Source organism: Burkholderia sp. PAMC 28687 (assembly GCF_001577465.1).
In the GTDB taxonomy this organism is placed as follows: Bacteria; Pseudomonadota; Gammaproteobacteria; order Burkholderiales; family Burkholderiaceae; genus Caballeronia.
This window is the reverse complement of the sequence record NZ_CP014506.1, coordinates 1,010,659-1,031,959: the sequence shown is the minus strand read 5'-3', so window position 1 is coordinate 1,031,959 and position 21,301 is coordinate 1,010,659. Positions and strand designations below refer to the sequence as shown.

Here is a 21,301-nt window from a genome sequence, read left to right as displayed (position 1 = left end):
GCTTCGAGATGGACAGGTTTGCCTTCAGTCAAACGGGCTCCCCGACGCGGCAGACGATGAAATCGCCAACGTGCGTGTTGAAACGCTCGCACGCGCAGTCGACCGCTTTTTCGGCGCCCCCTGCCAGGGCAAGACGCACGCGGTATGTGCCCGCATGCATGATTGCTGCCAGTCGCCTGAGATCTTCAGTTGCGACCTTCTCGTACAGGAAGCCGGGTGCAACGGCCGCCGGGATGCCGGCGCCATCGCCGTTATCGCCCAACACCGCGCTGTGCTTGCGATCGAGCGCCTTGATCAGCACAATGTCATGGTGATAATGCGGCAAATGCCGCAGCAGCCGGTGCGTTTCGTCGTTGCCGCGGATCGCGATGGCACGCTCGTTGTCCAGACGCAGCAGCATTTCGTAGCGCGACTGCGCAACCTGCCCAAGCAGCTCCGCCTGAAATTGCGCTCGCCGTAAGCGCTCGATCAGGCAAGTGACGAGGATGGTGACCACCGGGTAGGAAATGATCAGCGCAAGATCAGATTGATCGAGTACGTCGAACTGTCCATACGGCGGTACGAACAGGTAATCAGCGATGCCGAGCCCCAGTAGCATGACCACGCATGCGGGTGCAATGCCGAAATAATATCCAATCAACGCTGCTGCGATACAGAACGCCGTGCCGGGCATGATGGGGCCGACGATCGGGTGAAGCAGCCAGCGCACGCCACTGGCAACCACGAGCGACAACGCCGCGTAGAGCCATGGCAGCACACCTCCCCGCGCCCAGCGCCTTGCATTTCTTATTCTCATGATGCGATGTATGGGTTGCGCTTTCACGAACCTCGACCGGTGAAACGGAAGAAACTGCTGTTGACGAAGTCCATCAAGTCCCGCACGAGCATAGCGTCGCGTTGCTTAAGGAACGCTTAAGTAAGCAAAACATTGGAAAGTCGGAAATGTGTTGATCGCGTGTGATGATTGGTCGGATCGTGTCGACGAAAGAAAAGACGGGACGACGCAGACGCGTCAGGCCGGCAATGTCGGCAACCGGCTCAGCCGGATGCTCAGTCCTGATCCGTCGGTCCGGTTGCTCACGCAGAGCTCCGCGCGGTGACGCACCGCGATGCTCGATGCAATTGCGAGCCCCAGACCACTGCCTTGCTCCTTCACCGAAGCCCCGCGATAAAACCGGTCGAAGACGCGTTTGATTTCGTCGTCGGCAATGCCGGGGCCGGTGTCGGCCACCTCCAGCGACACCCCTCCGGTCTGCGTGTCGCGCTTTAGCACGACATCGACCCGGCCGCCCCTCGGCGTATAGCGGATGGCGTTGTCGACGAGATTGTTCAGAAGGATGCTCAGCGCCTGTTCGTCGCCAAGCACGCAATACGCATCATTCCCGCTGTCCGGCCCTGCCGGTCCATGCGCGTCAAGACCGAGGTCAATCTGCTTGGCCTCGGCCAGCAACGACAGATCGGATACCGATTGCTCGGCGACACAGCGCAGGCTCACGGGGACCATGGACTTCTCATGCGACGCGTCCTCGCGCGCCATGCTCAGCAGTTGTTGCGCCAGGTGAATGATGCGGTTGACGCGCCCCTCGAGACGCTCGATCACGCGCGCGTCGGAGCTGGCGAGTGCATCGCGTTTCGCGGCCTGCAACTGCAATTTGAGCGCGGTCAGCGGCGTGCGCAACTCGTGCGCGGCATCGGCCACGAAGGTGCGCTGCGCCTTCGACGCCACGTTGAGCCGCTCAAGCAGATCATTCAGGGCGTCGACGAGCGGTCGGATCTCGACCGGCACCCGGTTGTCGATCACCACCGGATCAAGCGACTCGATCGAGCGATTGGCCAGCGCCCGTGACAAGCCACCGATTGGCGCAAGTCCGCGGGCCACGATCAGAAGCACGAGAGCAATGGTGACGGGCACGAGCAACGCGAGCGGCCACAACGTGCGTAGCGCAAGACGCGCCGCGAGGTTGTCACGCACTGAATAAGGTTGTGCAACCTGCACATAGCGGCCCGCTTGTTGCACGCCAAAAACACGCCAGCGATATTCATTGCGCTCGATCGTCCGGAATCCTTCAGAGAGCTTCGGCAGCACCGGCTCCTTCGCCGAGTGATAGACGAGCGCGCCGGCCGCATCCCAGATATCGATGGCAATCCGGTCGTCGGCCAGGTCCTTGAAATCGTGCTCGCGCTGCTCGGCGCCGCTGGTTGTCGCGATGTTCGCGGGCATCGACAACGCCACCGTTCGCAGTTCATAGTCGAACAGCTCGCCCGCTTCATGACGCGCGGAATGGAAGATGCCGTAGCCTGCGATCAGACACGCGACGGCGAGGCCGAAGATCAGCCAGCCGAGCAACCATCGCCGGATGGACTTCATCCAAGCCTCTTCAAGCGGTAGCCCACGCCGCGAATTGTCATGATCTCGTCCGTGCCGATCTTTTTACGCAGGCTATGGACGTGTACCTCGATGGTGTTGCTGCCGACTTCCTCGCCCCATCCATAGAGTTTTTCCTCGAGCTCCGGGCGGCGAAACACACGCGTCGGCTCTTCGATCAATGCCTGCAACAACGCAAATTCACGCGGCACGAGCGGCAGCTTCACGCCTGCTTTCGTGGCTTCGTGCGCAGCCGGATCCAGCGCCAGGTCGCCATGCGTATAGACCGGCTGCTTTTGTCCTGTGCGCCGGCGCAACAAGGCACGAACCCGTGCCGCGAGTTCATCGATATCGAACGGTTTCATCAGGTAATCGTCCGCGCCTGCGTCGAGGCCGCGGATGCGTTCGTCGACAGCATCGCGCGCAGTGAGGATGATCACTGGCGCCGCCCCGCCGGCGCGGCGATAGGTGTTCAGCACCTCGATGCCGTCGCGTTTGGGCAAGCCGAGGTCGAGCAGGACGAGGTCATACACGCCATTGGCAAGGGACAGGTCAGCGGCCCGCCCGTCAGCGGCGTGATCGATGGCGTAGCCCGCCCGGCGCATGAAGTCGACAACCGTCTCCGCAATCATGTCGTCGTCCTCAACCAGTAGCAAACGCATCGGATTTCTCCTTTTAAGGCACGCATTGTCCGGGCTTTTAACTTAAGCGTTCCTTAAGCACGCGATTCGTAGACTCGCCCCGTCTGACTCGTCGGCGCGCCACTGCGGCGCGTTGTTCTTCTGCATCGGGATCCTACTTGGCGATTCTATCTTCATGCTTGTTCTTCGATCATTGCGCCTGTGCGGATCTGCCGTGGTCGTGGCGTCATTCGCCGCTTGTACGTGGTATCACGCGGATCCTCTCAAACCTGTCAACACCTCGACCAGCCAGGACAGCGTCGAGCGGGTCCGTATCGATCCCGCCAGCATGCCGCTCCCGGAGCTTGCCGCGCATACCTTTGACCCATCGGACGGTCTCGACATCGGCGAAGTCGCAATGCTTGCAGTCGCCAACAACCCTGACCTGAAACTTGCGCGCGACGACTTGGGAATTGCCCGGGCGCAAGCGTTCTCTGCAGGCTTGCTGCCCGACCCGCAACTGGCTGTTTCCAGCGATTATCCGGGCGCGGCAGGTGCAACCCGCGCATTCAACTATGGGCTGAGCATGGATGTGCTTGCGATCCTCACGCGCAGCGCCAACAAGCAGTCCGCCGATGCAACCGTGGCGAAGACGGATCTCGGCCTGCTATGGCAAGAGTGGCAGGTCGTGGCGCAAGCACGCCAGTTATTTGTCAAAGCACGTTTTGCACAAAGCACGCTCCCCCTTCTCCAGCAGCAACGCGACCTCTCCCGCATGCGTTACGAACGCATGGCTGCCGCGCAACGCGAAGGTAACCTGACCGAGGACACGCTCACGGCGGCGCTGACCTCTTACTCCGATGCAAGAAAACTTTTTACGAACGCTGAACGTGCAGCCGAACAGACCCACCACGACCTGAATGCGCTGCTGGGATTGTCGCAGACGGTGCAACTGCAGCTCGTCGGAGATTTCAACGACACCACCCTCACCGACTCGACCCTCGACGACGCGCTGGAGGCATTGCCACAACGCCGGCCCGATCTGCTTGCGCTGCGCGCGGGCTACGACGCGCAGGAACAGAAGTACCGTGCGGCGATCATGAGCCAGTTTCCAACGCTGACGGTCGGCTTCAACCGGGCGCGCGACACCTCGAACATCTACACGACCGGCTTTCAGATCAACCTGAGCCTGCCCATCTTCAATCGCAATCGCGGCAATGTGGCGATCGAGCGAAGCACCCGGCAACGGATGAAGGACGAATACCAGGTCCGCCTCAACCAGGCGTTCGCCGACGTGGACCACCTGCGCGCCGACGGCGTCATCCTTTCCCGCCAGCTCGCAGAGGCCGAAGCTGCATTGCCGGATGCCGAGCACGCAGCGCGGCACGCAAGCGCGGCCTTTGCCCAACACAACCTGGCGCTGAGCGCCTACACCGACGCGCAAGCCGCCGCCATAACGAAGCAAGTCGATATCGCCACCTTGCGCGAGTCCCTGACCGAGCAGCGCATCGGCCTGCAGGCGCTGCTGGGCGGCGCCATTCCCGACGCATTCTCAAACGATCATTCGTGAGCGCACTCATGCAGACAATTTCCTCCGCCGTCCGGCGGGCCCTGATTTGCGCGCTTGGCGTCTCGCTCGGCGCGCACGCTGATGACGTCACCGTCCAGGTGCAGACCATCCCGGTGCAGCGTGGCTCGATTGCCCAGCCGGTTCGCGGCTACGGCGTCGTTGCCGCCACGGCAGCGAACCTGACATCGGTCAGCGTTTCTTATGTCGCGCGGATCGTGCAGCTTCGCGTCCAGGCAGGACAAAAAGTGACACGCGGCGATCCGCTTTTCGTGGTGCACGCCGATCCTGCTGCCACACTTGCGGCCACGCAGGCGAAAAGCGCAGCGACACTCGCCCAGGGTGAGCTCGCGCGCACGCAAGCGTTGTACGACCAATCGCTTGCCACCACCTCGCAACTCGCCATGGCAAGAAAAGCGTTGGACGACGCCCGGCAAGCGCTCGCCGCGCAGATGGGCACGGGCATTGGCAATGGCAATGCGACCGTGAAGTCGCCGGTGGACGGTGTGGTCATCCAGGTCACCGCCGGGCAGGGCGAGCAGGTTGCAGCGGGCGCGCCTGTTTTGCAACTGGCGGCATCGAATAGCCGGGACGCAATGCGTTTGAACGTTACGCTCGGCGTGGAGCCATCTGGCGCCACGTCGGTCCGTGCCGGCGACGCCGTGACGCTGCATGCCCTGTCAGCATCCCTCGCGGACACCGCCGTGACCGGCCGCGTGGTGCTGGTTGGCGCGGCCATCGATACCCAGACGCAGTTGCTCGATATCGGCGCGGCCGTGCCGGTCAGCGGTACGCCGCTGATCCCGGGCACGAAGGTTTCCGCCGATATCGCGACTCGCACGGGCGTCCACTGGATCGTTCCGCGCGCTGCCGTGCTGAAGGACGACAAACACGCGTATGTCTACCAGCTCGCGAGAAACAACAAGGCGCACCGGATCGACGTCGCGACGGTGATTGAAAACGGCGATCGATACGGCGTTGACGGCGCACTCGACGCCACACTGCCGCTCGTTGTCAGCGGCAACTATGAGTTGAAGGACGGTATGACCGTCCACGCTGCCGGGGGCGCCGCCCAATGACGTTCGGCTCCTGGATGCAAGCTCATAGGCGTTCGCTGCTGTTCGTGATCGCCCTCCTTGCTATTGCGGGCACATTGACGGGGTTGCAGTTGCCCACCTCGCTCTTTCCCAACGTTGCGTTTCCGCGCGCGGTGGTTTCACTCGATGCCGGCGACCGTCCCGCCGAACAGATGGCCACGCTAGTCACCACGCCGGTAGAAGAAGCATTGCGACGCGTGCCCAACGTGCGCGATGTCACATCGAAAACGAGTCGCGGCGCAGCCGAAATCTCGATCAACTTCGACTGGGGGACGGATATGGCCCAGGCGACCCTGCAGTCGCAATCGGCGATCAGTGAAATCCTCGCGACGCTGCCCCCAGGCACTTCGATGCAGGTTCGCAGGATGGACCCGACCGTGTTCCCGGTGCTGGCATACAGCCTGACCTCGGCCCAGCAGTCGCTGACCGTGTTGCACGACGTGGCGCAATTCCAGATGCGCCCCATGTTGTCGTCGGTTACGGGCGTCGCGCGCGTGGAAGTCACAGGTGGTGCGCAAGACGAACTCGAAGTCGCCATCGATCCGGCGCGGCTGGCGGTCTACAAGTTATCTGCAGCGGACGTCGCCCGGGCGATTGGCGCGAGCAACGTGCTGATGGCGACCGGCCGTATCGAGGACCACGACAAGCTATATCTCGTCATTGCAAACTCGACCGTCACAAGCGTGGCCGCGTTGCGCAATGTGGTCGTGTCGAGCCCCGGCGCCAGCCAGATCCGTCTCGGTGAGATCGCATCCGTCACGCAGGGCACGTTGCCGCAATGGCTGCGCGTGACCGCGGACGGCCATGATGCAGTGCTGCTCAACATCTATCAGCAACCCGGGGCGAACAGCGTTGCGATGGCCGCCGCAGTCCGCGCCCGTCTTCGATCATTTCGGCAACAGATGCCGCCCGGTGTCAAGCTGGCAAACTGGTACGACCAGAGTGAACTCGTGGTGGCCTCGGCAACCAGCGTGCGCGACGCGATCCTGATCGGTGTGGTGCTGGCGGCGCTCACGCTATTCGCCTTCCTGCGCAACTGGAAGATCACGGTCATCGCGGTGGCCCTCGTACCGGTCGTGATGGCGTCGACCATCCTGTTGCTCGACGTTTTCGGCATGGGCTTCAACATCATGACGCTCGGTGGAATGGCTGCGGCGGTCGGGCTTGTGATCGACGACGCGATTGTGATGATCGAGCATATCGTGCGGCGGATGCGCGAAGGCGGCGGACGTCCGTTCCAGGGCCGCGTGATGGCCGCCGCGACGGAGTTCACGCGCCCGCTCGCGGGATCGTCGTCGGCTACGCTGGTCATTTTTGTTCCACTCGCGTTTTTGTCGGGCGTAACCGGGGCATTTTTCAAGGCGCTCTCGGTCACCATGGCAAGCGCCCTGTTCATTTCTTTCCTCGTCACTTGGCTTGCCGTGCCGATACTATGCGATCACTGGCTCACGGCAAAAGACGCGAAAGAACATCGCGAAACCCCTTTTGCACGATGGATAAACCTGCGATACGACAAGCTCGTGAAACGCGTGACGACGCGCCCTTTGTTTGTTCTCGCCGGATTGATCCCGCTTGTGGTCGTGGCTGTATTGGCCTTTACGCGGGTCGGCAGCGGTTTTATGCCGTCCATGGATGAAGGCGGATTCGTGCTTGACTATCACACCGAACCCGGGACCTCGATCACCGAGTCGGACCGGCTGATAAAACAGGTCGAGGCAATCATCAGCGCGAACCCCAACGTTGCAACTTACTCGCGCCGGACCGGCGCCGGGCTTGGCGGCGACCTGCAGGAACCCAACAAGGGCGATTTCTTCGTAAAGCTGAAGCCGGGCAAGCGGGAGCCTATTGATACGGTCATGGAAGAAATTCGTACGTCCATCGAATCACACGTTCCCGGCGTTTCGTTTGAACTGGCGCAACTCATGGACGACCTGATCGGCGACCTCACCGCCGTGCCTCAGCCAGTGCAGATCAAGATCTTTTCCGATGACCAGACTACGCTTGATGCCACGGCCACGAAGGTCGCCGCGGCCATCGGCAAAGTACAGGGAATCGTGGACGTCAACGACGGCATCAATCCGGCCGGGGACGCGCTGGAATTGCATATCCTGCCCGAAGCTGCGGCCGCCGAGGGCATGGACATCCAGAGCATTGCGCAGGCTGTGTCGGACATGGTGGAAGGGAACCTGGCAACGCGATACCAGGTTGGACCGAAGACCATTGGTATCCGCGTGCGCGTGGCGGGTGCTCTGTACATGACCGATACCGCGCTCGGCGAGCTACAGATCCGTGCGCCCGATGGTCATCTCTTCGCGCTGTCGCGCGTGGCCGAGCAAGTGGTGGTCACGGGTCAGCCCGAGATCAGCCGCGACAACCTCAAGCGCATGGTCGCGGTGACGGCTCGTATCGATGGACGTGATCTGGGCTCGACCGTCGCCGACGTGCAAAAGCTGCTCGATGGCAAACAACTATTGCCCGCTGGCGTGTATTACGAACTGGGCGGGCTTTATCAGCAGCAACAGATCGCGTTCAAGGGTCTGATGACCGTGTTCGGCGCTGCCGTGGCGCTGGTGTTCGCCCTGCTTCTATTTCTCTACGAGCGTTTCGTGATTGCGCTCTGCGTGCTCGCCATGCCTCTGCTTGCGATGGGCGCGGTGTTCATCGGCTTGTGGCTGACAGGCATCGACTTGAATATCTCGGCCATGATGGGGATGACGATGATCATCGGCATCGTGACCGAGGTTGCGATTTTTTATGTCTCGGAGCTGGAGGGATTACTCAAGGAAGGCATGCCCCTGAGTTACGCCATCGTGACGGCAGGCGGCAACCGTTTGCGCCCGATCGCCATGACAACGATCGCAGCAATCCTCGCGCTGCTGCCGCTTGCGTTTGCACTCGGCCAGGGCTCGGCCATGCAACAGCCGCTCGCGATTGCGATCATCTCGGGGCTGATCATCCAGATGCCGCTTGTGCTGTTGCTGCTACCGGCGTTGCTGAAGCTGTTTTTAAAAGAGAAGACTGCCTTCTAAAGTGAATCTGCGATGTCGAACGGATCTTTCAAAGCTGGAAGAAGCCGAGTCGTTCAGCCGCAGGATTCACCGACGCTTGGTTTGGAGATAAGACCGTGTGGTGACGGGTCGGTCAAGTGCGTCGCCGGCATGCAGCACGACGCGACGCACTCACGTTGCATTCAATGCACAGAGAACACTGAGATACCGCCGTTCGGGAACGCCGCGCTGCCCGCTTGGAACGGCACATAGACCTGGCCTGACGGACCATCGACCGCGACCGAATGTGCACCTGTGCCAACAGCGACCTGAGCGACGATCGTCCGACTAGTGCCATCTACAATTGCCATCTCCGGGGTGAATCCCGATGCCGCCGCCGTGCCGCTCGTCACCCAATGTCGCGCGGGCAGGAAATAGCGATTCGATGTTTTGTCATAGGCGATCTGGTCGACGCCGCCAAACGGTAATTTGGCCAGCACAGCGCCACTCGTGCGGTCGAGGATCAGTGTTATCAGCGGATCGCCGGCGCCAGGATCGCAGCCCACCATGACGTCCTGATTCGGTCCGAGTGCAAGTCCGGCTGGTGCGCACGCGCCGAGGGGAAAAGCTTTCGTCACAGCTGGTTGTCCCGCGGTCACCGAGCTCGCGGGGATGAGGTCAAGCTCGCCGTCCGGATCGACTGCCGTACCGTCGTTGTTGATCAGGAAGCTCTTCGTGCTGGCGTCGTACTCGCATGCCTCGAGGCCCGACGAACCGTTGAAGTTCAGCTTCGACACGACAGCCTGCGTGTCCGTGTTGATGAACGTAAGGAATGGTGGCGTGTCTGCCGGATTCGCCACTGCAACGAGGTGGTCGTCCGGATCGAAGCACCCTTCATCGGTGCGATTACCCGTGGTCGCGATCGGGATGGACTTCGTAAGAGTCTGACTAGAAGTATTGAAAACCTTGACGCCATTGACGTCACCCGCATACAGCGTGCTCGTCCCTGGCAAGCCTATCAGGCCATCCGGCCCAGACTCGGTGGTTGTTGCGCCATTGCCGGCAAAACCACCCGGTATCTGTGCGATGAGCTTGTTGGTGGTCGTATCCACGACATCGATGGCCTTGTTGTTCCGGTCCGCCAAGAAGTATTTGCCTTGGTCTGCGTAGCTGATGTCGAAACTGAAAGCAGGGCTTGCTGAGTTGGGCACCGCAATGTTGGTTATCAGATGGGGCGTCGAACCGCCGCCGTTGTCCGAGCCACCGCACGCGGCGAGCAGCAGAGCGACCATCGATCCGGCGGCGACTAATGCGCCGTATTGCTTTATCCGTCTTTTCATTTTTGTCTCCTGAAATGGCAATTGGGTATTCCCAGCTGACCGGCATGCGCGCCTGCCGTCAAATCGATCAACGGGAAGCATTGGATCAACACTCAGAAAAAATGCTCATGGTTATTTAAAAACTTCGCGACGTTAATGCGTTTAATACATCAATTGCTTATCGCCGATCAGACCCGACAATTAAAAATCCGGGACAATCTCCTGGTTGTCCGGAAAGACCATCTGATAGGAATCACGCAAGTTGATCGGATCGGGAATGTTGAAGCAGCGCAATAGACAGTGCGCCGACGTACGATGCTTGAGGCTCCCTTAAGGGCATCGCGTTATACACAAGTGTCGTCGCCGTCGGCTTCGCGTAATAGGCGCAGTGTTTTTGCGGCAATATGAACTTCCCTGAGTCCGAGCCAGATCGTTTTCGCGCCGGGTTCGCCGTCGCTTTTGCGTCCGAGGAATCCCCCCAGGCGTGCGATCAGGCGCAATACTTCATTGAGCTTGGGCTGGGTCGGACGGGGTACTTTCGTGAACAGGTAGGCACTGCGAATTTCGTCTGGATCAAAGAAAAGATGCGCGTCCAGATCGGGGCAAGTGCGTCCCAGCCGCATCAGATAGGCCACGCGCCAAGCCACTACCAGGAACAGCGCCAATGCGCGCTCGAGCTGTTCGATCGAGCCGAGCTGAAGCGCCTCGACGCGGCAAGCATTCTTCAAGATGTTGAACAACATCTCAATTTCCCAGCGCGCTCGATACCAGTCGATCAATTCGATCGCCTCTTCCGAGGTCGTCGCCACGCGGTTGGTCAGCAAGCGCCATTCGATCGGCTTGACTCCCGCGGGCGCATCAAACTCGCGCGCGACCAGACAGGTGGCCGCCACGCACTTGCCTCGGCCTGTGGGCAACTCTACGCGCTGCATCCACAGGTGCTGGCGCACCGTGCGTGCCTTGACACCATGACGCGAGGCCATTGTGAAGCTGATCTGCCCGATGGATTCGCCACGGGTCGCGCGGTCCCACAGCTTGTCTCCCTCCGGCAAGCAGCGGTTATGCGTGGCACGTACCAGCCAGTCGGCCGGCGTACCCAGTGCTTGGGCGCGCTCCATGAGCGCCATCAGGTCCGCTTCGCGGTCCGCCACGTACACCAGGCGCGTGGATGGCAGGCTCGGTGCCATCTCGGCAATGCGTTCATACCCCTCGATCCAACGCAGACTTTCCTTCAGCCCGCCGCGCTTGCCCGATTCGTCCTTCTTCTCGCGCGCCCACATCCACGCGTCCAAAATACCCAAGGGCTCGCGCTGCGGCGTGACCGCGTAGGTCGGATGCAGATACATGCCGCGCTGGGCCTCATAGCTCAGTGGTCCGAGTCCGAACGTGCCTTGACCGTTAAAGTCCAGCTCCGTGGTGTCTTGCAGGCACAGCACCACACGATGCGCTTCCATCCGCTTTTGCGTGTGCTGCCAATGGGGCTCGAGAATCGCGTGCCAGTCGACGTTCTCGTTGTCGAAGAAGCGGTACGCCGCCATCGTCTCGCCCCAACCCTGGCATGCCTTGGGGACACTGGCCATCGGGTCGGCCGCCAATCGTTGCATCAAAAGCCTCGCTCGCTTGTTCAGGCGCGCATCGCCGAGCTCGAGTTGCTCGAATTCCGTCTGGGTCCAGGGCGTCGTTTCGGTGACCAATACGTTCACTCAAAAAGCGAAAGTAAACGCGATTTGCCGAAAGTTTACAAGCCCCCACTCCATGTCATTGAAAGTAAACATGTTTCTCTGCGCTCAGCGACCACCGATCAGAGATGTGTATAACGCAATGCCTTAAGGGACGCTTAGCTCGATACGGGGCGTTAATGTTGCAATAATCAAGCTGAAAGAACGCGGCTCGCATACGTAACCGGATGTCCCTGATTCCCGGTGAGCACACGACGTCGACGCTTGCATCATCGATGCCCGTCACGGCCTTTCGCCAGTGGGATATGGAGGCGCGTGCTCTCTTGTTGTAACGCTACACACACCACCTTCGACGCAGCGCCATGACTCGAGTCTAAAGATGCGCCTCCGGATCATCCCCTGAGCAACCGATGGTCACGAACAGAGCCTGAATCGCCGCGAGTGCCAGTTCCACATGCGCACTCGTCGCATACGACGAGGCTTGAGATAACAAACAAGTCGCCTGCTCAATCCCCTCGAACGCTCGCTGCGTGTCATTGATAAGCCGCATCACAGAAACGAAAAAATCAACGTCATCCATCGCGCTTATTCTTGATCTGTTCTGAAGCGCTCTCGCTCTCGAACGCAATTCCAATAGTGTCGAATTCTTCATTTTTTAAAGTTTTAAATCAGCGTTGCGGCATCGAACGCCATCACGCTTGATGTACTTCGGCCTGCACGTTCAAATATTATTTAAGGGACATAACGATGCCATCGGGCAGCGGATCATTAAATGCAGGCTCATCGTTGCGAACACTGTTCACGCCAACGCTCACCTGAAATGACCGGAACATTTGCCTTGGCATTATTGAATCAGCCGCTATCTTCTTCGCGAGGCCAAACGTAGTCTTTGGATGCAACCATCGGACGGCATCGAATGCATTCAGGACGACGGGCCGATGCGAACGACTGTTGACAATCCCGACGTCCGTACTGCTCGACACCATTACGAATCCGTCGGTCGCCTGGGCTTCTTCGTCGAATGAAAAACTACTCAACGCCGCCAAGAACACGGGGCCGCCATCTTTTGGTTTTATGAAGTAGGGCTGTTCGACACCATCCGTCGCCAACCATTCGTACCAACCATCTGCCGGAACGATGAGACGTGCAATCCGACACATCGTTTTCCATGTCTCTGAGTTTTTGTCGTCAAGACGAGAGCTTGTTAGCATAGGTCGTCTCGTACCTGCAAAGACAGGTACGAACCCCCAGCGGGCGGACGTCGGTCCGCCGCAATAAATTACGGGTTGAACCGTTCCGGGAGCAATGTTCCAGGATTGAGGAAACGGCACCTTCGCGAAAAGGCTTTCACCAAACATCGGGAGCGTATAAATTGCTGCATCTCGGGCACGCGAATACCGCAAAACCATTTGAACCTCAATGTCTCATTTGTTATTCCATGCTAGTCAAGTTCTCACGTATCGGATGTGGCACACCGCGCGTAGTCCTTAACGCCGAAGGTCCGTTGAAGTGATTCATCGGATTCCGAGTTGCTCATTACTTGTTCGACTTGCCCATGCAGGATTCGACGATCAAGCACACTCGACGTAGTGAATGCTTAGGGCCGGGAAATATACCCACCGGCAGCAGAAGGAACAGAAAAAACGGCGTGAAATTTCCACGCCGCAAAGTGTTGGCCGAACCGAGGGGCACGGACAACTGAGAGACACCAAGTCTAGCGATTCAGACTTAGGGGGCGCTTACGTCCCTACACGCCCGCCGGGAAATCTTACGTTGGAGCCGTTCCAGCCCTGGTCCACTTGCACGTCCCTGGGCTCGAAGCTGCAATCAGTCCGTCGGGCAGCGCTCATATGACCGTGACCTGAGTCGATCTCAATCAACCGCTTTGGCAGATAGTGCGAAAATTTGCGTTTGGCCAGCCAGCCAGCATCATCATGCCAGATTTCGGAGAACTGCTTTGGGATGCTAATCAAAGAACGTCGCGCCAACCAGCGAATCATGGTTGCGTGGGTTCGCCTCCGAAATGGCGCGCATCATTGCTGAAAATGCGGTACCGGAGCGGATCTCCGTTGCCAGGACATTCGCGGTACGAATCGTCACCGTACCTCGGTGCAACATGCCACAGTCTCCATACAAGCAATAATGGAATGCTTCCACACGATTATCTGGAAGGTCGGGGACACAGCAATACGACTCTATCACCGCTTTCATTCTTTCCCCTGTGCTCCTTGCCCGACAAGGCCACTCACCTCCCGGGAAGGATCCGGCTTTCAGCTTTTCCAGCGACGAGCGACTTTTCGAATTTACACTCACGCCTATGAAGGCCGCGGACGGCACGACGGTACAAGCTTAATTTCTCCCCTTCCGGAGCGACCCTCTCGCGCATGCAGCCTATCTCCGCTGAATGGCGTCAGCCAACGTCTTGACAGGAACAAGCCCTCTTTCCCTTGTCGACATTCCTTTTGGCCCCTCAATCGAAAATTGACATCCGTTCTCTACCCCGTAATGCGCGGCGCTCAAAACGTCACCGATCCTCTTGCAGCCCTGTCCCGCAAGGGTGACGGTTTGACACTACGCTACAGGCTCCCGGCTCATTGGGCGTTTGTGACCTGGTTCAAGAGATGCACTGGGCTGATCCACTATCGGAAAAGTCAATGTGACGCGAAGGCCGCCGCGCTCACTCCAGACCGCGTCGCCTAGTGTGAGTGACGCGCCTATTCGGGTCGCGATCGTCTGTACGATTGACAATCCAAGCCCTGACCCGCTCTGCCCCGATCCAAGCACACGATAAAACCGGTCGAACACCCGCGCGCGTTCTTCCTCGGGAATGCCCGGACCGTTGTCTTCGACAACGATCGACGTACGACCGTGCTTCGTATGCACCGACAAGTCCACGCGCCCGCCCGCCGGCGTATAGCGGATGGCGTTATCGACGAGGTTCTTTAGCACCGTGCCCAGGTCCGCTTCATTGGCGGGGACCCAAACGTCTGAATCTCCGGTCACGCCAATATCGATCTGGCGCGCCTGCGCAAGCGGAATAAGGTCTTCGAGCACGCGGCGAAATGCCGGCGCGACCGGGCTGAGATTCGCCTCAATGCCGTTGCCCTCCTGCGCGTGCGCGAGCGTCAGCAACTGCTCGACGAGCGCGCGCGTGCGCGTGAGGCCATTGCTCAAGGCAGTGAAGCGTTCGCGCGCCTGCGTGGACATTTCCGACACATCCAGCCGCTCTGCCTGCAGCAAAAGCACGGTAAGCGGCGAGCGCAATTCATGCGCTGCGTCGGCTATGAAACGCCGCTGGAGCGCAACCGACTGGGCAACGCGCGCGAGCATGCGGTTATTGGCAACAAGAAATGGCACGATCTCGGCCGGAAGCTGCGGGTCGCCGGTAACCCGTATTTCTGAAAGATCGTGATCAGGACGGACATCGAGTTCTGCGGCAAGCCGCGCGAGGGGCTTGAACATATGCCTGACCAACAGGAACACGACCCCGACCAACACCGGCGCCAGTACAAGAAACGGAATTAACGTGGCGACCGCACTATTGCGGGCGATTTCATTTCTATCGGAAGTCTGCTGGCCAACGGCTACGCGGGTACCCGGCGCCAGTGTGCGGACCACAACGCGCCATTCGCGGTTGCCGAGAGTCAGCGTCCTCATGCCATCAGACAGCGTAGGGGGCAAGTTGAGCAGGCGCTGCGTGTTGACGTTGCCTAGCTTTTGCACTACGACCTTCGCCTCCGGCTCGAACTCCGGCACATAATGCACGGAGCCTTCCGCCATGGAGTCCACATTTTCCGCCGTGACGAGCGTAGCCACTTCCTTGAGCTGCTGATCCTGGATCTCGTTGGCTTCGTGGAACGCGGCCTTGAACGAAAAAATGCCTGCCGCGACGGCACTCAAAAGAACGGCAATTGCGAGCCACATGGACAAGCGCAACTGGAGCGACTGCCCTACCCGCCTTTCGATACCATCCATCCGACACCCCTGACATTTTTGATCGTATCGCTGCCGAGTTTTCGTCGCAGCGAGTGAATCAGAAATTCAACTGCATTGCTTTCAACCTCTTCGTTCCAGCCGTAGATGCGGTCCTCGAGTTCCGTGCGCGACAGGATCGCACCGGGACGAATCATCAACGCATGCAGCAACGCAAATTCGCGTCCTGAAAGCCGTAACGTTATCCCTGGCGAGCACGCTTCATGGGTGGCAGGATCCAGCGACATGATGCCATTGGTCAGCACGGGCGCAGCGACGCCCGCACGCCGCCGCACAATCGCACGCAAGCGCGCGAGCACTTCGGACATTTCAAACGGCTTGAGAACGTAATCGTCGGCCCCGCTGTCCAGCCCGCGAATGCGGTCGGCGACCCCGTCACGCGCCGTGATGATCAGGACTGGGGTGGCATTGTCGCTGGAGCGAATGGCACTCAGGACGCTCATGCCGTCGGCCCTCGGCAAGCCAAGGTCGAGCAGGACGGCTTCGTAGGAGTGAACCTTGACCGCGCTTAGCGCCTGATGTCCGTCGCGCACCCAGTCCACCCCGCATGACGCGTCCTTCAACGCGTCCCTGACCACCTCGCCGATCATCCAGTCGTCTTCAACCAGCAGCACTCTCATCGGGGATCCCAGAATGCGCGGCACATGCCGATAGCCGCCAGTCCGACATGCCGCATCTTCAGCATACGGTCACCTGCAGTGTGGAGCTCGCGCAGGTCGCCGCCAAGGCGATCGAACAAGGCGCGCAGCGCGGACGGCGAGGACGTAGTCAAATTCGCGGCCGAAAGGTTGTCGAAGAAATCGCGCATGCTGGCTCGAGCGTGCGCCGTCGCAATGATGAAACCGGTTGCGTCTTCGGGTATGTTTTTCACGGCGTTATTGGCGGCGGCATCCACGCGTCTCAAGATATGCTCGATATACGAACGGTTGTAAGCCGCAGCGAAGCGGGCGCGTTCGCGCGCCGGCCCGCTTATAGCGTACAACGCTTGCCGTGCGAGCGCTTCTGCAGCATCGAAAGCATCCGTAGTTTCGCGGATGCGCTCAGCCAGGTGCGCGCCGATTGCTTTACGCGCGCGTATGGCCTCCTGTGCAGGAATCGCGACGCCGAGCAAAATCCCGGCAACGGCCCCTACCCCATCCAGCCAACCGTTTGACATGACGCCGTACCTTCGAACCTGTTGGAACATTGTGCTTGCAACACGCCGGCGCGAGACGCGTCGGCGTAGATGGGTGGGCCGGCCAGTCTTACCTTAACAGTCGGGGTTTGTATTCATTTGTTGGCCTCCCCGCTTCGAAGCCGACCCACGCTTCATCATAGGTTCAGAAGGCGAAACAATAATTAGCAGAGGCTTACATAGCATGCGAAAGCAGCCGGGCCTGGGTAAGTTGATCTCAGGACATCGACACGCCCAGCAGCTTGCCAACACCGAACGTAAACCCTGCCGCCACCATGCCGATCAGAATTTGCCTTACTGCTGAATACACCGCCCCGCGGCCATTGAAAAGCGACGTGAACACGCCGATGGCAGCCAGTCCCACGCTGCTGAGCACGATGCACTGAATAATCCCGCTCACGCCATGCGCCCAGACGAACGGCAGTGCGGGAAACACCGCACCAATCGAAAACAGAAAGAACGAGACAAGGCCGGCAGTCCACGGATTACCGCCCAATTCAGCCGGGTCGAGTCCAAGTTCTTCGCGGGTCAATGTATCGAGCGCCTTATCCTTGTCGCGCATGATTTGCGCTGCGACGCGACGCGCCTCTGCTGCGTCGAGCCCCTTCGACTGATAGATCAGCGCGAGTTCGTGTCGCTCGGCGTCGGGCGTGTGTTCGAGTTCGTCAGCTTCTTTCGCGATCTGGGTACGCGCGAGTTCGCGTGCGTTCGTGACGGACAGCCATTCCCCAAGCGCCATGGAACAAGCGCCGGCCACGAGTCCGGCAAACGCAGTCAGCAAAATGGTCCTGGCAGGTGCGCCCGCCCCGGCAACGCCCATGATCAGGCAAAAATTCGACACTAGTCCGTCGTTCGCGCCAAGCACGGCCGCACGCAAATCGTTTCCCGACGATACCCCCGGTGCCACGACTCAGCCGCTGCGATCTGTTTGCCACGCGACTGTCCGGGCGCCCCGCGATTAGCGACCTCCTGCACGATGCCCGCATGACGATGCTCTTCCTCCGACATACCCGCGGCATCCGGCTGACCGGCGTATTTGTCCCGATCGGCGTATTCCGACGCTGCGACCGTCTTGAGCACGAAGTTCGGGCCGAACACCCGCACGAGCGCACGCATCATTTGCGTCTTGACGCTTGCCCGATGCGTGCGCACGTTCACGCCGTTGGCGCGCAGTTTCTCGGACCAGACGCGCGCATGGTCGCGCTCCGATGCCGCAAGTTCCGCATAAACCTGCTTGCGTTCGCTATCGTGCTCAGCGCCGGCAAGTGTTTCATAGAGCGCGGCGCTATCGAGTTCACCGGACAAGTTGCTGCGAAATCGTCTGAGCTCGGATTTCGATGCCATGCTGAAACTCCGCAGTTCCGTGATTGAAAGATTCGCAGAATAACGGTCATGTATGCATTGAGGCCCTATAACCCTTTGACCACGCTTGAGTGCGAATGTAAGTATTTCTCATCACGCACTCGGCGGCTTGCTATGCGCTATCACGCGATGTGGGGAACATGCGTCGAAGAGTCGCGTCGCGAAGAACAAAATGATGGAAAACCGCAGCGGCCGCGTGCAATGCGACAAGCGCGAGCAGAACCCAGGCAAAAACCTTATGCCAGTCGCCAAGCACGTGTCCGAATGGCGAGCCTTCCGGTGACAGCGCCGGCAACGGCAAGAGAGTGCCCAGGAAGCTCGGCCACCCTCTGGACGAGGCGTTGGCCCATCCCATGAGCGGCAGTGCTATCAGTAGGAGATAAAGCATCCAGTGTGTGAGGCGCGCAACCACCGCTAATGGACGGGGAATGCCTGGCAATTCGCGGGGCGCCGGATGCGTGAAGCGCCAAACGATTCGCACGGCCACCAGCAGCAGGATGGACATGCCCACAGACAAATGCCAAGCGATCAGCCCGACCGGCTGGGTGCCGCGATGAACATCCGGCATGGTCCACGCAATCGCAAATTGGCCGGTAAGAAGCAGCACGGTGGCCGAGTGAAAAAAACGTGCGGGGCGGCCATACGCAGAGGGGGTGGTCGAGGAGCTCTGCCGCATATCGGTATGTCCTTAAAGGTCTGGCTGGACCCGCAAGCCTGCGCCCGGATACTTAGGGAAGGCATAGTGGCGCGCACGGGATTCTGAGGTTCCGCTTGCAATATCCAGGCATCGATCCATTTCACATAGCAATGCTTACGTTCATGCAAACCTATGTAAGCGCTCGCTAATTGTATTCGTTGAATGTCTGTCTATGATCGGACGCAGCCAGGTTCAATCGAGGTGTTGGCGAGTCGCCTCACGACCTGATGACATCCCGGATTCCCGGTCATTCGTGCCTGCCGGTGCAAATGAGCGGGGGCCGCAACGATTGACGGGGATCGCGATGACTTGGACGCCGCTGCCCGCGACGGAATGGATTCTGATTGCGCTATGCTGTCTTTCGGCGTGCTACATCACCGTGGTCGCACTCGTTCGACACGGATACGCCCCTCCAATGGTGAATAGCGCCGTTCCGGCAAAGCCGCGACCGGTCAGCGTGCTTAAACCGTTATGTGGATTCGAGCCTCGCCTTTACGCGAACCTCGAAACTTTCTGCGAACAAACCCATCCCTGCTTTCAGCTCATTTTCGGTGTGTCTTCGCATAGCGACCCTGCTGTCGCAGTGGTGGAACGCTTGCGGGCCACCTATCCCGACGTCGACATCATGCTGGTTGTGGACGCAACACTCCACGGAGCGAACCACAAGGTCAGCAACCTGATCAACATGGAGCAGCACGCGCGCCATGAAGTGTTTGTCATGGCCGACAGCGACATCGCGGTTCAGCCGGATTACCTGGTAAAAGTCACTGCGCCGCTTGAACAACCGGGCGTCGGCATTGTGACCTGCCTGTATCGCGCGCGCCGGGTTGGAAACTTCTGGACGCGCCTGGGTGCGCTTTTTATCGATGAATGGTTTGTGCCGTCCGTTTATCTCGCCCATGCCACCGGTTCGCAGCGCTTTGGTTTCGGCGCGACGCTCGCCATGCGCCGGGAGACCCTGGATACTATTGGCGGACTGGCGGCGGTGAAAAACTGCGTCGCCGACGACTATTCGATCGCTCACGAAATCCGCCAACAGGGGCTATGCACTTATTTGTCTGAAGTCGTTGTTTCGACCGACGTGACCGAGCGCGATTTCGTCTCGCTCTGGCAACGCGAGACCCGCTGGCTTCGCACGATCCGAACAGTTCATCCACTCGGCTTTGCATTTATTCTTATCTCGTTTGCATCTCCTTGGCTGCTGACGAGTTTCATTCTCGGCCTCGGTTATGACGCAAACGGCGGCTCGATCTCAGCAGGGATGGCAGACATGCTGGCGGACCTCTGCACGTCGTTCGGCGTCAGCGCGCGCGTCTTGTTGCACTGGCGCCGGGCGCGTGACTGGCGTGCGTTTCTGCGCGACTTGCCACTGATTCCCCTGCGCGACTTGCTCTTCTGGGCCGAGTGGGTAGTCGCGGCCTTCGGATCGCACGTGATGTGGCGTGGGAGCCGGATTCGCATTGACGAGAATGCTCCGGCCAAAAACCAGCCGGATGGTCCCGAAGCCTTTGATCGAACCTAGCATCGCGAAAAAAAGGTCCGCATGAAAATATTGCGCATGCCATTGGCCACCCGCCTCGCAAACACGAGCCGCGTATCCCGTGCGCTTATCATCACCGCCGACGACTTCGGCTTGCACCAACGCGTCAACGTCGCCGTGGAGCGTGCGCACAAAGAAGGCGTGCTAAGCGCGGCAAGCCTCATGGTCGGCGCAGATGCAGCGGCAGACGCCATCGAGCGCGCGCGGCGGATGCCGGATCTGCGCGTGGGTTTGCATCTGGTCCTGGCGGACGGACAGGCAACCCTGGCGGCATCGGAGATACCCTCCTTGGTCAATCGCAACGGGCGCTTCGGCGACGCGATGGTCCGGGACGGCATACGGTTCTTCTTCCTGGCGCATGTACGCGCTCAGCTTGAACGCGAGATTCGCGCGCAATTCGAGGCGTTTGCTGCGACCGGCCTTGCGCTCGACCACGTGAACACCCACAAGCACTTTCACCTCCATCCGACAGTGCTTACGATCATCCTAAAGGTTGGCCGCGAGTTTGGCATGCGTGCAATGCGGCTTCCTCGCGAAAATAACATCCCCGCCGCGCTGGTTCCATGGATATCGCTGGTCAATGCACGGCTCGACCGTCACGGCATTGCGCACAACGATCGGGTCATTGGTATCACCCAAAGCGGCCGGATGGACGAAGCAGCGCTGATCGAGGCGCTGGAACACTTGCACGATGGCGTCACAGAGATCTATTTGCACCCCGCAAGCGCCGACGAAAGCGCTGCGCCCGTAACGCCATCGATGGCCGGCTATCGCCCGGCCGATGAACTCGCCGCTTTGCTCTCACCGCGCGTGGCGGCAGCGGTGCGCACCACCGGCGCTTTGCGCGGCGGTTTCGCCGATGTCTTCGCACATACCGCACGCGTCGCGCACAGGTCGTAAG

The 21,301-nt window shown here is 59.9% G+C and carries 16 protein-coding genes and 1 pseudogene; 5 read left to right on the top strand and 12 right to left on the bottom strand.

Going from position 1 to position 21,301, the window contains the following annotated elements; genetic code table 11:
• Window positions 1–28 precede the first annotated feature (28 nt).
• From AX768_RS20015 to AX768_RS20005, 3 genes are all read right to left on the bottom strand, one after another.
• Window positions 29–796: a DUF4118 domain-containing protein gene (locus AX768_RS20015; RefSeq protein WP_062001801.1), complete on the bottom strand. Its 768-nt coding sequence runs from the start codon at window positions 794–796 to the stop codon at window positions 29–31.
• A 216-nt stretch (window positions 797–1,012) separates the two neighbouring features.
• Window positions 1,013–2,368 (bottom strand): ATP-binding protein, encoded by a 1,356-nt coding sequence (locus tag AX768_RS20010; protein WP_062001800.1) that lies wholly within the window; start codon window positions 2,366–2,368, stop codon window positions 1,013–1,015.
• Window positions 2,365–3,027 (bottom strand): response regulator, encoded by a 663-nt coding sequence (locus AX768_RS20005; protein ID WP_062001799.1) that lies wholly within the window; start codon window positions 3,025–3,027, stop codon window positions 2,365–2,367. Before AX768_RS20005 ends, AX768_RS20010 begins: the two co-directional genes overlap by 4 nt.
• Window positions 3,028–3,181: 154 nt before the next feature.
• Here AX768_RS20005 and AX768_RS20000 point away from each other — a divergent pair, with 154 nt between their 5' ends.
• From AX768_RS20000 to AX768_RS19990, 3 genes are read left to right on the top strand one after another with little or no spacing between them, the layout of a single operon-like run.
• Window positions 3,182–4,555, top strand: coding sequence for a TolC family protein (locus tag AX768_RS20000; RefSeq protein WP_062001798.1), 1,374 nt, complete (start codon window positions 3,182–3,184; stop codon window positions 4,553–4,555).
• Window positions 4,556–4,563: 8 nt separating this feature from the next.
• Window positions 4,564–5,631, top strand: a complete 1,068-nt coding sequence (locus AX768_RS19995; protein ID WP_062001797.1) for an efflux RND transporter periplasmic adaptor subunit — start codon at window positions 4,564–4,566, stop codon at window positions 5,629–5,631.
• Window positions 5,628–8,678 (top strand): efflux RND transporter permease subunit, encoded by a 3,051-nt coding sequence (locus tag AX768_RS19990; RefSeq protein WP_062001796.1) that lies wholly within the window; start codon window positions 5,628–5,630, stop codon window positions 8,676–8,678. The genes AX768_RS19995 and AX768_RS19990 overlap by 4 nt, the downstream gene beginning before the upstream one ends.
• Window positions 8,679–8,839: 161 nt before the next feature.
• Here AX768_RS19990 and AX768_RS19985 read toward each other — a convergent pair whose 3' ends face one another.
• The 9 genes and pseudogenes from AX768_RS19985 to AX768_RS19945 all read right to left on the bottom strand — a co-directional run bounded on the left by AX768_RS19985 (window position 8,840) and on the right by AX768_RS19945 (window position 18,839).
• Window positions 8,840–9,976 (bottom strand): YncE family protein, encoded by a 1,137-nt coding sequence (locus tag AX768_RS19985; RefSeq protein ID WP_062001795.1) that lies wholly within the window; start codon window positions 9,974–9,976, stop codon window positions 8,840–8,842.
• 323 nt (window positions 9,977–10,299) lie between these two features.
• Entirely contained in the window at window positions 10,300–11,649 is a 1,350-nt protein-coding gene (locus tag AX768_RS19980) for an IS4 family transposase (protein ID WP_062000703.1), read from the bottom strand.
• Window positions 11,650–12,007: 358 nt separating this feature from the next.
• Window positions 12,008–12,214: a hypothetical protein gene (locus AX768_RS19975; protein WP_062001794.1), complete on the bottom strand. Its 207-nt coding sequence runs from the start codon at window positions 12,212–12,214 to the stop codon at window positions 12,008–12,010.
• 148 nt (window positions 12,215–12,362) lie between these two features.
• Window positions 12,363–12,992 carry an SOS response-associated peptidase gene (locus AX768_RS19970; RefSeq protein WP_231941544.1) on the bottom strand — a complete coding sequence of 210 codons (630 nt, stop codon included), beginning with the start codon at window positions 12,990–12,992 and terminating at the stop codon, window positions 12,363–12,365.
• 1,213 nt (window positions 12,993–14,205) lie between these two features.
• Window positions 14,206–15,609: an ATP-binding protein gene (locus AX768_RS19965; RefSeq protein ID WP_062001792.1), complete on the bottom strand. Its 1,404-nt coding sequence runs from the start codon at window positions 15,607–15,609 to the stop codon at window positions 14,206–14,208.
• Window positions 15,585–16,247 (bottom strand): response regulator transcription factor, encoded by a 663-nt coding sequence (locus tag AX768_RS19960; RefSeq protein WP_062001791.1) that lies wholly within the window; start codon window positions 16,245–16,247, stop codon window positions 15,585–15,587. Before AX768_RS19960 ends, AX768_RS19965 begins: the two co-directional genes overlap by 25 nt.
• A complete protein-coding gene (locus AX768_RS19955) occupies window positions 16,244–16,783 on the bottom strand; it encodes a hypothetical protein (RefSeq protein ID WP_062001790.1) in 540 nt (179 codons plus the stop codon). Before AX768_RS19955 ends, AX768_RS19960 begins: the two co-directional genes overlap by 4 nt.
• Before the next feature lie 235 nt (window positions 16,784–17,018).
• Window positions 17,019–18,145 (bottom strand): annotated as a pseudogene (locus tag AX768_RS19950) (VIT1/CCC1 transporter family protein).
• 130 nt (window positions 18,146–18,275) lie between these two features.
• Window positions 18,276–18,839, bottom strand: coding sequence for a cytochrome b (locus AX768_RS19945; RefSeq protein WP_062001789.1), 564 nt, complete (start codon window positions 18,837–18,839; stop codon window positions 18,276–18,278).
• A gap of 193 nt (window positions 18,840–19,032) precedes the next feature.
• Here AX768_RS19945 and hpnI point away from each other — a divergent pair, with 193 nt between their 5' ends.
• Together hpnI and hpnK are read left to right on the top strand one after the other, a co-directional pair.
• Window positions 19,033–20,382, top strand: coding sequence for a bacteriohopanetetrol glucosamine biosynthesis glycosyltransferase HpnI (gene hpnI, locus AX768_RS19940; protein WP_231941420.1), 1,350 nt, complete (start codon window positions 19,033–19,035; stop codon window positions 20,380–20,382).
• A gap of 21 nt (window positions 20,383–20,403) precedes the next feature.
• The gene (hpnK, locus tag AX768_RS19935; RefSeq protein WP_231941419.1) at window positions 20,404–21,300 is read left to right on the top strand and encodes a hopanoid biosynthesis-associated protein HpnK; all 897 of its coding nucleotides are present in this window, start codon (window positions 20,404–20,406) and stop codon (window positions 21,298–21,300) included.
• The last annotated feature ends 1 nt before the right edge of the window (window position 21,301 follow it).